At 66.8% G+C, this 12,844-nt stretch carries 10 protein-coding genes; 5 read left to right on the top strand and 5 right to left on the bottom strand.

Going from position 1 to position 12,844, the window contains the following annotated elements; all coding sequences use genetic code 11:
- Positions 1 to 11 precede the first annotated feature (11 nt).
- The 5 genes from BM244_RS01285 to BM244_RS01265 are packed head-to-tail and all read right to left on the bottom strand — an operon-like array spanning position 12 to position 3,524.
- Entirely contained in the window at positions 12 to 401 is a 390-nt protein-coding gene (locus tag BM244_RS01285; RefSeq protein WP_093396897.1) for a thiol-disulfide oxidoreductase DCC family protein, read from the bottom strand.
- A complete protein-coding gene (locus BM244_RS01280; RefSeq protein ID WP_254784204.1) occupies positions 398 to 937 on the bottom strand; it encodes a TspO/MBR family protein in 540 nt (179 codons plus the stop codon). Before BM244_RS01280 ends, BM244_RS01285 begins: the two co-directional genes overlap by 4 nt.
- Entirely contained in the window at positions 934 to 1,251 is a 318-nt protein-coding gene (locus BM244_RS01275) for a glutaredoxin domain-containing protein (protein WP_254784203.1), read from the bottom strand. The genes BM244_RS01280 and BM244_RS01275 overlap by 4 nt, the downstream gene beginning before the upstream one ends.
- Before the next feature lie 4 nt (positions 1,252 to 1,255).
- On the bottom strand, positions 1,256 to 2,272 hold the full coding sequence (locus BM244_RS01270; RefSeq protein WP_093396895.1) for a LacI family DNA-binding transcriptional regulator: 1,017 nt from the start codon (positions 2,270 to 2,272) through the stop codon (positions 1,256 to 1,258).
- A gap of 7 nt (positions 2,273 to 2,279) precedes the next feature.
- Entirely contained in the window at positions 2,280 to 3,524 is a 1,245-nt protein-coding gene (locus BM244_RS01265) for an MFS transporter (protein WP_254784202.1), read from the bottom strand.
- Between the two features lie 248 nt (positions 3,525 to 3,772).
- Between BM244_RS01265 and BM244_RS01260 the strand changes: the two genes are divergently transcribed.
- The 5 genes from BM244_RS01260 (at position 3,773) to BM244_RS01240 (ending at position 12,843) form a co-directional block, all read left to right on the top strand.
- Entirely contained in the window at positions 3,773 to 6,004 is a 2,232-nt protein-coding gene (locus BM244_RS01260) for a beta-glucosidase family protein (RefSeq protein ID WP_093398016.1), read from the top strand.
- Between the two features lie 139 nt (positions 6,005 to 6,143).
- Positions 6,144 to 9,416: a TonB-dependent receptor gene (locus BM244_RS01255; RefSeq protein ID WP_093398015.1), complete on the top strand. Its 3,273-nt coding sequence runs from the start codon at positions 6,144 to 6,146 to the stop codon at positions 9,414 to 9,416.
- A gap of 172 nt (positions 9,417 to 9,588) precedes the next feature.
- Complete coding sequence (locus BM244_RS01250) at positions 9,589 to 10,320, top strand: SapC family protein (protein WP_093396894.1); 732 nt, start codon at positions 9,589 to 9,591, stop codon at positions 10,318 to 10,320.
- On the top strand, positions 10,307 to 11,356 hold the full coding sequence (locus BM244_RS01245) for a cupin-like domain-containing protein (protein WP_093396892.1): 1,050 nt from the start codon (positions 10,307 to 10,309) through the stop codon (positions 11,354 to 11,356). The genes BM244_RS01250 and BM244_RS01245 overlap by 14 nt, the downstream gene beginning before the upstream one ends.
- Positions 11,353 to 12,843, top strand: a complete 1,491-nt coding sequence (locus BM244_RS01240; RefSeq protein WP_093396891.1) for a tryptophan halogenase family protein — start codon at positions 11,353 to 11,355, stop codon at positions 12,841 to 12,843. Before BM244_RS01245 ends, BM244_RS01240 begins: the two co-directional genes overlap by 4 nt.
- Position 12,844 lies beyond the last annotated feature (1 nt).

Here is a 12,844-nt window from a genome sequence, read left to right as displayed (position 1 = left end):
GACGCAACGGGCTACGCCGTGCGGTCCGCCTTGCGCGCAAGAGACTGGAGCGAGGGTCGGACGCGGAGGAATATACGATACGACCGCTCGAGCCCGGCGAGCACGATCGGAATGCGCGCGATCTGACCCAGCGGGCGCAAGACCGGGATGGCGCGCCACATCGCGGCGAAGGCGGCGGCGCCCGACAGCATGCGACCGTCCTCGCGCGCGTGGAAGCGTGCGAGCAAGGCGTCGCGGTCGATCGGACAAGCCTCTACGCCGGCGCCGGCCACCTGGCCGTTACTGCCAACGCTGGCATCGACGAAGTCGATCGCGCCACGACGATCGAGACGACGCATCGCCGCGATCTCGCGTCGACACAACGGGCATCCGCCATCGAACCAGACGGTCAGGCCGGTCATGCCCCTGGATTTTTCGGACTGGGATTTCGCGCCCATATCCGTTCGGCAAGGATCGTCGCGAATCCGAGCCAAACGACGAACGGCACTGCGGTCGCCGCTGCGGGCCGGTCCACCTTGTCGGCGGCGTTCGCATAGGCGGCGCCGGTGGCGATCATGGCACCCGATGCGATCGCGCTCGAACCGAGCTGTTTCTTGCGGAAGAATATCTCGGTCCAGCCGCCGATCATCGCGGTGTTCAGCAACCACAGCCCGGTCGCCGTGGTTCGCGCTGGACTGGCGGGCTTGCGCAACAGCCGATATCCGCCGACCGCCAGCCCGGTTTCGAGTATCGGCCAGACCGCGCCGAACGCGGCATCGGGCGGCGTGAAGCTCGGTTTGTCGAGCCGCTTGTACCAACGGCGGATACCGGGATGCGACGGGTCGGGTGCATTGCGACGGCCGAGGATCGCGCTTGCGCCGAGGACACCGACCACGATCGCCAATGCTGCCGGACGCGACATGCCGGTTTCGGCACTCGTTTTCTCGACCACGGTCATGCTGCGAAAAACCGGTCGAGTTCGTCACTGCCGCCGATCCGTTCGCCGTCGATGAAGACCTGTGGCGTGGTCGCGAAATCGTGCTCGGCCTTGAACGCGTCGACATCCTCGCGCGAGGCGAGGATCCGATCATCGACCGCGAAGCCCTGCGCCTCCAGCGTTTCCTTGGCGCGGACGCCGTACGGGCAGACGTGGTCGGGGAGGACCATCCGGTAGAGTATCGCTTCCTGCGTAGGCATGTCCGTCGTCCTCGTCACGGACAGGCGGTCCGCGATGGCATAGCGCAGCAGCGCCGCCGACGTTCCCTTTGGCACCGCATCAGGCGGGACCGGAACTCGATCGCTCGATCATCCCATAGGGAAGCTCGACCGAATAGCCGTCGCGGGTCTCGGCTTGGGCGTAGGCGGGATCGACGAGGATATCGATCGTCGCGGCCGCCAGTTCGCCGTTCGGCTGACGGATCGTCGTGAGTTGCGGCCAGGCCATCCGCGAGACGGGTGCGTCGTCGAACCCGACCACCGACAACGACTTGGGGACGGCGATATCGAGCCGCGCGGCGCTGACCAGCACGCCCAGCGCCATCTCGTCGTTCGCCGCGAAGATCGCGGTTGGTCGGTCGGTAGCGGCCAGCAGCGCGTCGCCTGCCGCCATGCCCGAGCGGAAGGTGAAGTCCGCCGCCGGGATCCAGTCGGCGCGGACGTCCAGCCCAGCGGCGGCCATCGCGTCCTGGAACCCGGCGAGGCGGCGGCGGGCCGCGCCGTGGGTGGCGTTACCCTGGACGAAGGCGATCCGGCGATGGCCCAGCGCGACGAGGTGGTCGGTCATGTCCCGCGCGGCGGCATAGTCGTCGATATGGACGACCGCCGATACGGGACCGGCGGTGCTCGACCCCAGCTTGACCACTGGTATGCCGCGTTGCGCGAACAGGTCGGTCAGTTCGGTCCAGTCGCAGATCGGTGGGGTCAGCACGACTCCGGCGAGGTCGAGCGCCTGCAATGCGCTAGCGGTTTCCTCGAGCCATCCCTCGACGGAACGGTCGACCCGCTCGACGACCAGGTGATAGCCATGGTGACGGCAACGGGTGATCGCGCCGAGCTGGACGTCGGCGGCATAGCCGGAGGCGGGATCGTCGAAGAACAGGCCGATCAGGAACGATCGCGAGCTCGACAGGCTTCGCGCATGGGCATTGGGGCGGTAGCCGAGCTCGGCCACGATCCGCAGGACATGCTCGCGGACGGGCGCGCGGACATGCGCCTCCGCGTTCATCACGCGGGATACGGTCTTGGGGGAAACCCCCGCCGCTCGCGCGACATCCTTGATGGTAACCGCGTTCATTTCGAACCTATACGCGTGACGGACGGAGGCGCCACCACGCGAAAACAGCGATGACGCCATAGCAGCCGCCGGGCAACAGGAATGCCGGTGTCAGCCCGACCGCATCGGCGATGACTCCCGTCAATAGCGGTATGATCGCGCCACCGACGACGACCATGCACAACAGCATCGATGCGTAGGGCGCGGTGGCGTGATCGTCGGGCAGCGACAACGCGAAGATGGTCGGGTACATCACCGCATTGCACAGCCCGACCGCGAGCAGTGCCGCCGCCGCGACCGGTCCGTCCAGCATCACCGCAACCGCCACCAGCACGCCCGCCGCGATCGCGCAGCCGAGCAGCATCTGCGGCGCACCGAACCGGCCAAGCAGGCGCGCGCCCGCCAGCCGCCCGACCAGCGCGCCGGCCCAGTACAGGCTCACCAGCTGCCCGGCGACGACCGGCGTCGCATCCAGGATGCCGGGCATCGCCAGGAATTCGACGAGCAGCGTCCCGATCGTGACCTCCGCGCCGACATAGGCGAACATCGCCGCTCCACCCGCCAGCAGCCGCGGGTTCGACAAGACGGCCGGCATCCCCGACAACCGAACGCGGCGCGGCGGCGGGATCGCGTGCAGCAGGTCGCGGCGATACGCGAATCCCAGCGCCAGCACGACCGCGACGCCCCCGACGATCAGGAATGGTGCGACGACGCGGACATGCCCCGCGACGTCGATCGCCCCCGTCCGGCCGACGTCGAGCAACAGCGTCGCACCGCCCAGCGACGCGAGCACCGTGCCGAGCGAATTGAACCCCTGGAGCAACGTCAACCGCGAGACCGCGCGCCGTGCAGGCTCCACCACCGGGACGACGATGTTGCCCGCAATCTGGAGAAAGGTCACGCCGCCGGCCAGCACGAGCAGCGCCAGCAGCACCGCCGCATAGCCGAACGCCACGAGCGACGCGGAGAGCAGCAGGCACCCCGCCCCCATGATCGCAAGGCCGGCGGCGATGCTGCGCATGTACCCGACCCTCACGACCAGCGCGGTGATCGGCAGCGCGAACACGAGGTAGCTCGAGTGGAACGCGAACTGCACGAGCAGCGCCTGCGCATGATCCAGCCCCTCGATCAACCGCAGCCGCGGCACCAGCAGCCCGACAAGCGAATTGAGGAACCCGCCGATGAAGTAGATGCCGATGCACAGCCGGAACAGCGTCGTCGCCCGCCGTTCGACGGCGCCGCTCCCGCCGGGAATGTCGGTATCGATAGCCACCCCTCCTCCTAGCAACGACGCGATTCCAGGCAATCCACAATGCCAGTCTTGCAGCAGCCATTGACATCGATGTCGGAGCCCCCGATCATACGGCCAAGCTGCGGACAAGACGCGGCAAGGGGGAGGACATCATCGTGACATCCAGATTTCCGCGTTTCGCGTGTGCGCTGCTGAGCGTCGTGTCGCCGATCGCGCTTGCAGCCCAATCCGCGCCGACGGCGACACGCACGCCCGTCCACGCACCAGCCATGCCGGCGTCTTCACCGACGCGCCCGCTGGCAGGAGCGTGGAACGATACGACGCGGCCGGCTGCGGAACGCGCGGATGCCCTGGTCAAGGCCATGACGCAGGCCGAGAAGCTGCAATATGTCCACGGCTTCTTCCCGCCGATGGTCAAGCCGGCCGCGCCGGACATGATCCCGTCGGCGGGCTATGTGCCCGGCGTGCCCCGCCTCGGCATCCCGACACTGCGCGAGAGCGATGCATCGCTTGGAGTCGCCAATCAGGTCGAACAGCGCAAGGGCGACGTCGCGACCGCGCTGCCCGCCAGCCTCGCCACCGCCGCCAGCTTCGATCCGGCGATCGCCTATGCCGGCGGCGCGATGATCGGCAAGGAGGCGCGCGCGAAGACCTTCAACGTGCTGCTCGCCGGCGGCGTGAACCTGACTCGCGACGCCTGGAACGGCCGCAATTTCGAATATCTCGGCGAGGATCCGCTGTTGACCGGGATCATGGGCGGCGCATCGATCCGCGGCGTGCAGTCGAACCACATCGTCTCGACGATCAAGCATTTCGTGCTCAACAGCCAGGAGACCGGTCGCGCGATCCTCGATGCGAAGATCGATCCCACGGCTTTACGAGAAAGCGATCTGCTCGCGTTCGAGATCGCGATCGCCGAGGGAAAGCCCGGCTCGGTGATGTGCGCGTATAACCGGATCGACGGCGATTATGCGTGCGAGAACAAGGTCCTGCTGACCGACGTGTTGCGCGGCGACTGGAAATACCCGGGCTTCGTGATGTCCGACTGGGGCGCGGTACACTCGACCGAGAAGGCCGCGAACGCCGGGCTCGATCAGGAATCGGGACAGGAACTCGATTCGAAGATGTTCTTCGGGGCGCCGCTTGCCGACGCGGTAAAGGCTGGACGTGTATCGACCGCGCGGCTCGACCAGATGGTCCACCGCATCCTGACCGGCGTGATCGCAAGCGGACTGTACGACGACCCGACCCCCGCCACGGCACAGCCGATCGACTATGCCGCGCATGCCGAGGTGGCGCAGCGTGCAGCCGAGGCCGGCATCGTCCTGCTGAAGAACGACGGCGATGTCCTGCCGCTTGCCCGCACCGCGCGCTCGATCGTCGTGATCGGCGGCCATGCCGATGTAGGCGTGCTGTCGGGCGGGGGATCGTCGCAGGTCCGCTCGGTCGGCGGCGCGCCGATCGAGATACCGCTGACGAGTGGCGCGGCGGCATCGTTCGCGCGCGTCACTTATCATGCCTCATCGCCGCTGCGCGCGATCCGGGCAATCGCCCCGCAGGCGAAGGTGATGTTCGTCGACGGCAGCGATCCCGCCGCTGCCGCCGCCGCGGCCCGCGCGGCCGACATCGCGATCGTGTTCGCGACGCATTGGCAGACCGAGGCACAGGACGCACCGTCGCTGTCGCTGCCCGACAACCAGGACGCGGTGATCGATGCGGTCGCCGCCGCCAACCGCCACACCGTCGTCGTGCTCGAAACCGGCGGCCCCGTGCTGATGCCGTGGGTCGCGCGCGTGCCTGCGATCGTCGAGGCATGGTATCCGGGCCAGCGCGGCGGCGAGGCGATCGCACGCGTGCTGTTCGGCGATGTCGATGCCTCGGGACGCCTGCCGATCAGCTTCCCCCGGACCATCGATCAACTGCCTCGACCGCGCCCGGTAGTGTCGCCGACCGGCGGGACCGACAACGACGCCTCCGCCAATGCCGGCGCCGGCGACGCAGCAGCCCTGCCTTCCTATCCGGTCGAATACCGCGAAGGCGCCGATGTCGGCTATCGCTGGTATGCGACACGCAAGGATCACCCGCTGTTCCCGTTCGGCTTCGGCCTTGGCTATGCAAAGATGCAGATCGGCAAGCCGCGCTTTACGGGGGCAGCAGGCACCCCCGGCAAGGCCGACATCACCGTGACATTCGACGTGACCAACCGCGGCAAGCGGAGCGGGACGGTCGTGCCACAGCTTTATGCGACATTGCCGGGCGGCGGCGCACCCCGGCTGGTCGGCTGGGCGCGGCGCTCGATCGACGCCGGGCAGACCACCAGCATGACGATCACCGCCGATCCCCGCGCGCTGGCTCGGTGGGAGAAATCCGGGTGGCGGATCGGCGGCGGCGCCTATGCGCTCACGCTCGCAACCGATGCCGAGCATCCGGTGAGCAGCGGCAGCGTGACATTGTCGGCGCGCGCGCTGGAGCCTGGCAGTGCTGCTTTAGACACACACTGACACAAAATTACGGTCTGCGGACACCGATGTCACACTTTGATTGACATCGGTGTCGGCTGACAGCACGTTCGGGGCACGCGGGGTTACACCGCCAGATATCACATACCGGCGGGGACATGCCGGTCAGGGGAGGATGACTATGAGGGGATCTATTCCGTCGGCATTCGCGCGCTCGACATCGGCGATCGCGCTGGTGGCCGGGTTGGCAATGCCGTCGCTCGCCGTCGCGCAGGCCGCACCGGCCGTGCCGGCGCAGACGCAGGCGCAACAGGGTACGCCGCAGGCCGACACGTCGCCCGGACCCGCGCAGGCGGAAACCGGCGCGACCGCGACCAACGCGATGCCGGATCAGCCGCCGTCCGACGAAATCGTCGTGACCGGCGTCCGCGCATCGCTGGCGCGGTCGATCGCGATCAAGCGCGATTCGTTCGGCGTCGTCGATGCGATCTCCGCCGAGGACATCGGCAAGTTCCCCAACACCAACCTCGCGGAATCGCTCCAGCGCATCACCGGCGTGTCGATCGACCGGGTCAACGGCGAAGGCTCGACGGTCACGGTCCGCGGCTTCGGTGCGCAATATAACCTCGTCACGCTCAACGGCCGCCAGCTGGCGACCGCGAACATCGTCGCGGTCGGTGGCGACCAGGGCGGCGACGGCGCAGCCGGTTCGGGGCGCTCGTTCGATTTCGCCAACCTCGCGTCCGAGGGCGTGAAGACGCTCGAAGTCTACAAGACCGGTCGCGCCGCGATCCCGTCGGGTGGCATCGGCGCGACGATCAACATCGTCAGCCGCCATCCCCTGGATGCACGTGAATCCGGCTTCAACGGTTCGCTCGGCGCCAAGGCCAGCTACGATTCGAGCGCCGACGCCTGCATCGATTGCGGTAGCCACGTGACGCCCGAACTCTCCGGCCTCGCCAGCTGGAGCAATCCCGACCAGAATTTCGGTGTGTCGGTATTCGGCAGCTACCAGAAGCGCAACTTCAGCGTCCCCAGCCAGGCGAACGATGCCTGGAATATCCGTACGCTGACCGATTTTCTCAATCCGAACAATGGCTTCGTCAACAACGCTACGAAGCTCAACAACTTGCCGACCAACGGCAACGTGCTGGTCGCGGTGCCGAACGACAGCCGGTATCACTTTTCGGAAGACAGCCGCGAGCGCCTGAACGGCCAGGCCGTCATGCAGTTCAAGCCGACCGACACGATCACCGTGACCGGTGATGCGCTGTTCGCGCAGCTGAAATCGTCCGAGCGTCGCTCGACCCAGTCGAACTGGTTCAACCGTCCGTTCGACGAAGTCACGTTCGACGACGCCAGCAACGGCATCGCGACGACCAAATACCTGCACGAGACGATCAACGGCGTGAAGGACGAGGCGTTCGAACAGGCGTATCGCGCGCAGAAGAACCAGCTCTATGATTTCGGCGGCAACATTCAGTGGAACGTCACCGACAAGTTCTCGCTGGCGCTCGACGGGCATTACGGCAAGTCGGACAGCACGCCCGACAATCCGAACGGCCAGACCTCGACCACCGTCGCATTCAACGCGCCGGTCATCGCCGCACACTCGGTCGACTGGGGAACGAACGGCTTCCCGGTCCAGACCCTCGTCATCAACGACCGCACGACCAGCACGACGCCTGGCGGCCAGACGTTCGTCAAGGGCAATGGCAACGGCGTGATCGACATCGGCGATCTGTCGAGCGCGGTCCAGCGTCAGTTCGCCTCCACGCAGTCGCAGCGGATCAAGGAACTCCGCCTCGACGGCGGCTATGATTTCGGCGGCGGCAGCCGGGTCGATTTCGGTGGTAACTACCGTGAGACGAACACCCGCCAGACGCAGTACAACACGCGCCAGGTCCTCGGCGATTGGGGCAACTCGCTGCCGCCCGATATCGAGCGGATCGCACCGGGCCAGGTGTTCCAGTTCTGCACCGCGTGCCAGTTCACGCACAACGACGCGAACCCCGACGCCAATTCGAAGATCGCGTTCCGTACCGAGGACGCGACCAAGCTCTATAATTCGCTCTACAACAACTATATCGGCATCACGAACGATGGTGTCGGTCATCAGCTGAACATCGATGCGAACAACGACAACCGCGTCCGCGAGAAGATCTGGGCGGTTTATGGTCAGGTCACGTGGAGCGGCCAGTTCGGCAACATGCCCGCCAATCTCGTCGCGGGGGCCCGCTTCGAAAGCACGCGGGTCAGTGCGACCTCGCTCCAGCCCGTGCCGCTTGCGATCGTCTGGCAGGCGGATAACGATTTCAACATCCTGAACTCGACCGACCGGCAGGCGATTTCGTCGAAGGGCAGCTACAACAACCTGCTGCCGTCGATGGATTTTTCGCTCAACTTTACCGACAAGCTGAAGGGCCGCCTGTCGTACAGCAAGACGATCGCGCGACCGGCGTACGGCAATCTGTTCGCATCGACGGGGGTCGCTGCTCCGCCGCGGCCGACCGCGATTGGCGGTCTCGCGACCGGCAATTCGAACAACACCGATCTGGATCCGCTGAATTCGGACAATTTCGACGTCTCGCTCGAATGGTATCCGCGCAAGGACGTGTATTTCTCGGTCGGGTTCTTCGACAAGCGGGTGCACAACTTCATCGGCAACACGCAGGTGCAGCGCAACCTGTTCGGCTTGCGCGATCCGACATCGGGGCAGGCTGGAACGCCGTCCGGCACCGCCAAGACGCAGCTGACCGATGTGTTCCGCGCGGACATCACCGACGTCAATCTGTTCACCTACACCGCGGTGCTGCAGCAGAATAATGGCAACGTCGCCGCGGCGAATGCGCAGTTCGCGCAGCATTACAACGCCGCGACGCGGTCGCTCGACCAGGGCTTCGTCGATCAGACGCTGGCGGCGGTCGACATCCTCGCAGGGGCGAACGATCCGCTATTCAACTTCTCGGTGAACACGCCGATCAACAACAAGGACGCGGAGATCTACGGCTTCGAGATCGCGGGCCAGTATTTCCTCGGGGATACCGGCCTCGGCGTCGCGGCGAGCTATACCCTGGTGCGCGGCAATATCGGCATCGACGTGGCGGCGGATCCGACCGTCGACCTGTTCGCGCTGGTCGGGTTGTCCGACACTGCCAACGCGACGCTGATCTACGACAAATACGGGATCTCGGCGCGTCTCAGCTATAACTGGCGTGCCAAGTATCTGAGCCAGGTCAACCGCGACTCGTATCGCAACCCTGCCTTCACCGCGCCTTACGGCCAGGTCGACGTCAGCGTCAGCTACGACATCACGCCGCGGATGGCGATCAGCTTCGAGGGGATCAACATCCTCGAGGAAGGCGTCCGCAGCTATGGCCGCGACAAGATCAACACCTGGTACGAGGCCGAAGGGTCGGCCCGCTACCTGGTCGGCGCGCGCTACCGCTTCTGATCCGGATGCGTCGCCCCGGGCCGGGTCCGGGGCGACGCCACGCCAGTCGACGCGGCGCAGGACTGGCGATCCCGTTCGACTATCCGTATCACGGTGACGGTCCCGGTGCAGACCGGGCCGATGTCCTCCAAACACGAGCAACCATGTCCGGCCAGTATTTGTGAGCGCCACAGTGTCGAGCCCCATACTCCTCAACAATGTCGACCATCACGATCTCCGCGTGGTCGTCGCGCATGGTGCCGAATGGGGCGACGCCGTCGACCAGATCACCGTGTTCCCCACCGAGTTCGAAACGTTGTCGCGCGACTATGCGATCGTGTTTCGACGCGGTGGCGACGGCAAGCTGGAGGCACGCGCGCTGCTCGGCCTCGAGCGCGGCGAGAACCTGTTCCTCGACGGCGCCGACTGGACCGGCCGCTCGATTCCCGCGCTGTTGCAACGCGGGCCCTTCTCGATCGGCGTGCCGGCGGACGGTGCGCCCGGCGAACCGATGATCCACATCGACCCGACCGATCCCCGCGTCGCCACGGCAGCGGAGCACCGCGATCAAAGCGAACGCATCTTCCTCGATCACGGCGGCAACGCGCCCTATCTCGACCGCGTCGGCGGCATCCTCCGGTCGATCTATGCCGGGACGCAGATCATGCCGGCGCTGATCGCCGCGTTCGCCGAGGCCGGGCTGTTCGAGGAGGTGACGCTCGAACTCGACTATGGCGACGAGCGCCGGCACCGTATCGTCGATGCGATCACGCTGTCGGCAGAGCGGTTCGCCGCGCTCGACGGCGCCGCGCTCGCGCGTCTGCACGACGGCGATTTCCTGCGCTGTGCGGTCTGGCTGATGTCCTCGCTGGGCAACCTTCCCGCGCTGATCGATCGCAAGCTGGCCCGCGATGGCCGACGCTGACCCACCGCGGCCCGCCGCGCACGCCGTTCGCACCATCGCCAACGCCGCGGTTGATGCGATCGCCCTCGCCGAGCTGATCGCGCAGGGCCAGCCCGTCATCCTGAAGGGCGCCGCCCGGGACTGGCCGCTGGTCCGCGCCGGTCTCGACTCGCCCGAGGCCGCCGCCGCGATGCTGCGCGCCGCCGATGCCGGGCATCCGGTCGTCGGCTATGTCGGCGACCCCGCGATCCGTGGCCGGTTCCACTACACGCCCGACGCGACGGGCATGAACTTCACCACCGAACGCGCGCCGCTGGGCAGCTTCCTCGATCGCATCCTCGCCACGCAAGGCGACCCCGCCGCCCCGTCGATCTACCTCGGCTCGACCGATCTCGGCACCTATTTCCCCGAACTTCGCGCCGCCAACGACATCGTCCCGTCGGACGGCAGCTTCGACCGCCATCCCCCCACCGCGAGCATCTGGATCGGCAACCGCACGACCGCCGCGACGCATTGGGACATGTCGGACAACATGGCGGTCTGCGTTGCCGGGCGCCGCCGCTTCACGCTGTTCCCGCCCGACCAGGTCGGCAATCTCTACCCCGGCCCGATCGACCCGACCCCCGCGGGACAGGTCGTCAGCATGGTCGACCTCGCCGCGCCCGACCTCGATCGCTATCCCAGGTTCGCCGCCGCGCTGGCCTGCGCGATGGTGGCCGATCTCGAACCGGGCGACGTGCTCGTCTACCCCGCTTTGTGGTGGCACCATGTCGAGGCGCTGTCGGCGTTCAACATCCTCGTGAACTATTGGTGGAACGCCGCGCCCGACTATCTCGACACGCCGATGACGACGTTGCTGCACGGCATGCTGAGCCTGCGCGACCGTCCCGATCACGAGAAACAGGCGTGGCGATCGCTGTTCGACCATTACCTGTTCGCGCCCGCCGACCAGGCCCGCGCGCACCTTCCCAAAGCAGCGCAAGGCCCGCTCGCCCCGCTCGACGCGGTGATGGCCCGGCGCCTGCGCGCCTTGATCGCCAACAGGATCAACCGATGACCCCTGCCCCGCAAACGCCTCCCCCTCGCAAGCGCGTCGTCATCGCCGGCGGCGGCACCGCAGGCTGGGTCGCCGCGACCGCGTTGATCCGCCAGCTCGCCGGCCTGATCGACGTCACGCTGGTCGAATCCGACGATATCGGCACCGTCGGCGTCGGCGAATCGACCATCCCGACGATCCGCACCTTCCACCATTTCATCGGCGTCGACGAAGACGCGTTCATCCGCGCGACCAACGCGACCTTCAAGCTCGGCATCGCGTTCGAAGGGTGGGACCGCACCGATGCCCGCTATTTCCACGCGTTCGGATCGGTCGGACGCTCGACCTTCGTCGCCGATTTCCAGCATTTCTGGATGGAAGCCCGGCGCCACGGGTTCGCCGGCGACTATGGCGACTATTCGCTGGAGCTACAGGCGGCGGCACAGCACCGCTTCGCGCTCGATCGAGACGAGACGTTGGCCTACGCCTATCATCTCGACGCGACCGCCTATGCGCGCTTCCTGCGATCGATCGCCGAGCCCGCGGGCGTGCGCCGCGTCGAAGGCCGCATCACCCAGGTCCAGCAGGCCGCCGACGATGGCCGGATCACCGCGCTGGTGCTCGAATCCGGCGAACGGATCGAAGGCGACCTGTTCATCGACTGCACCGGCTTTCGCGCGCTGCTGATCGAACAGACGTTGAAGACCGGGTTCGACGACTGGTCGCACTGGCTGCCGACCGATCGCGCCTTCGCGGTACAGTCGACCGCGACCGAGGCTCCCGTGCCGTTCACGCGCGCGGTCGCGCACGGCGAAGGCTGGCGGTGGAAGATCCCGCTTCAGCACCGCGTCGGCAACGGGCTGGTCTATTCCAGCGCGCACCTGTCCGATGACGAGGCGCGGGCGCGGTTGCTGGCGGGTATCGATGGCGAGCCGCTGTTCGAGCCACGCCTGCTGCGCTTCACCACCGGCATGCGGCGACAGGTCTGGAACGGCAACTGCCTCTCGCTCGGACTGGCGAGCGGGTTCGTCGAGCCGCTCGAATCCACCAGCATCCACCTCGTCATGGTCGCGGTGACGTGGCTGATCCAGCATTTCCCGTTCGGCGACGACAGCGCCGCGCTGGCGGAACGGTTCAACGCCCGCTCGCGTCGCGAATGGGAACAGGTTCGCGACTTCATCATCCTGCATTACCACCTGACGCACCGCGACGAAACGCCGTTCTGGCAATCCCGCCGGACGCTCGACATCCCCGACAGCCTCGCCACCCGGATCGCCCTGTTCCGGGAATCGGCGATGGCCTACCAGGATCAGGACGAGCTGTTCCGCACCGATTCCTGGGTAGAGGTTATGCTGGGGCAAGGCATTTTGCCGAACGCGCATCACCGCCTCCCCTCCACGATGCCGGCCGCACAGTTGCAGACCGCGCTGACCGATCTGAAACGCGGGATCGCGGCGAAGGTCGGCGGCCTTCCCAAGCACGCCGACTTCCTGCGCCGCTACGCCTAGC

It is taken from the genome of Sphingomonas sp. OK281, assembly GCF_900115295.1.
In the GTDB taxonomy this organism is placed as follows: domain Bacteria; phylum Pseudomonadota; class Alphaproteobacteria; order Sphingomonadales; family Sphingomonadaceae; genus Sphingomonas.
Note: the sequence above shows the minus strand (reverse complement) of the source record. Positions and strands in the feature narration are given on the sequence as shown.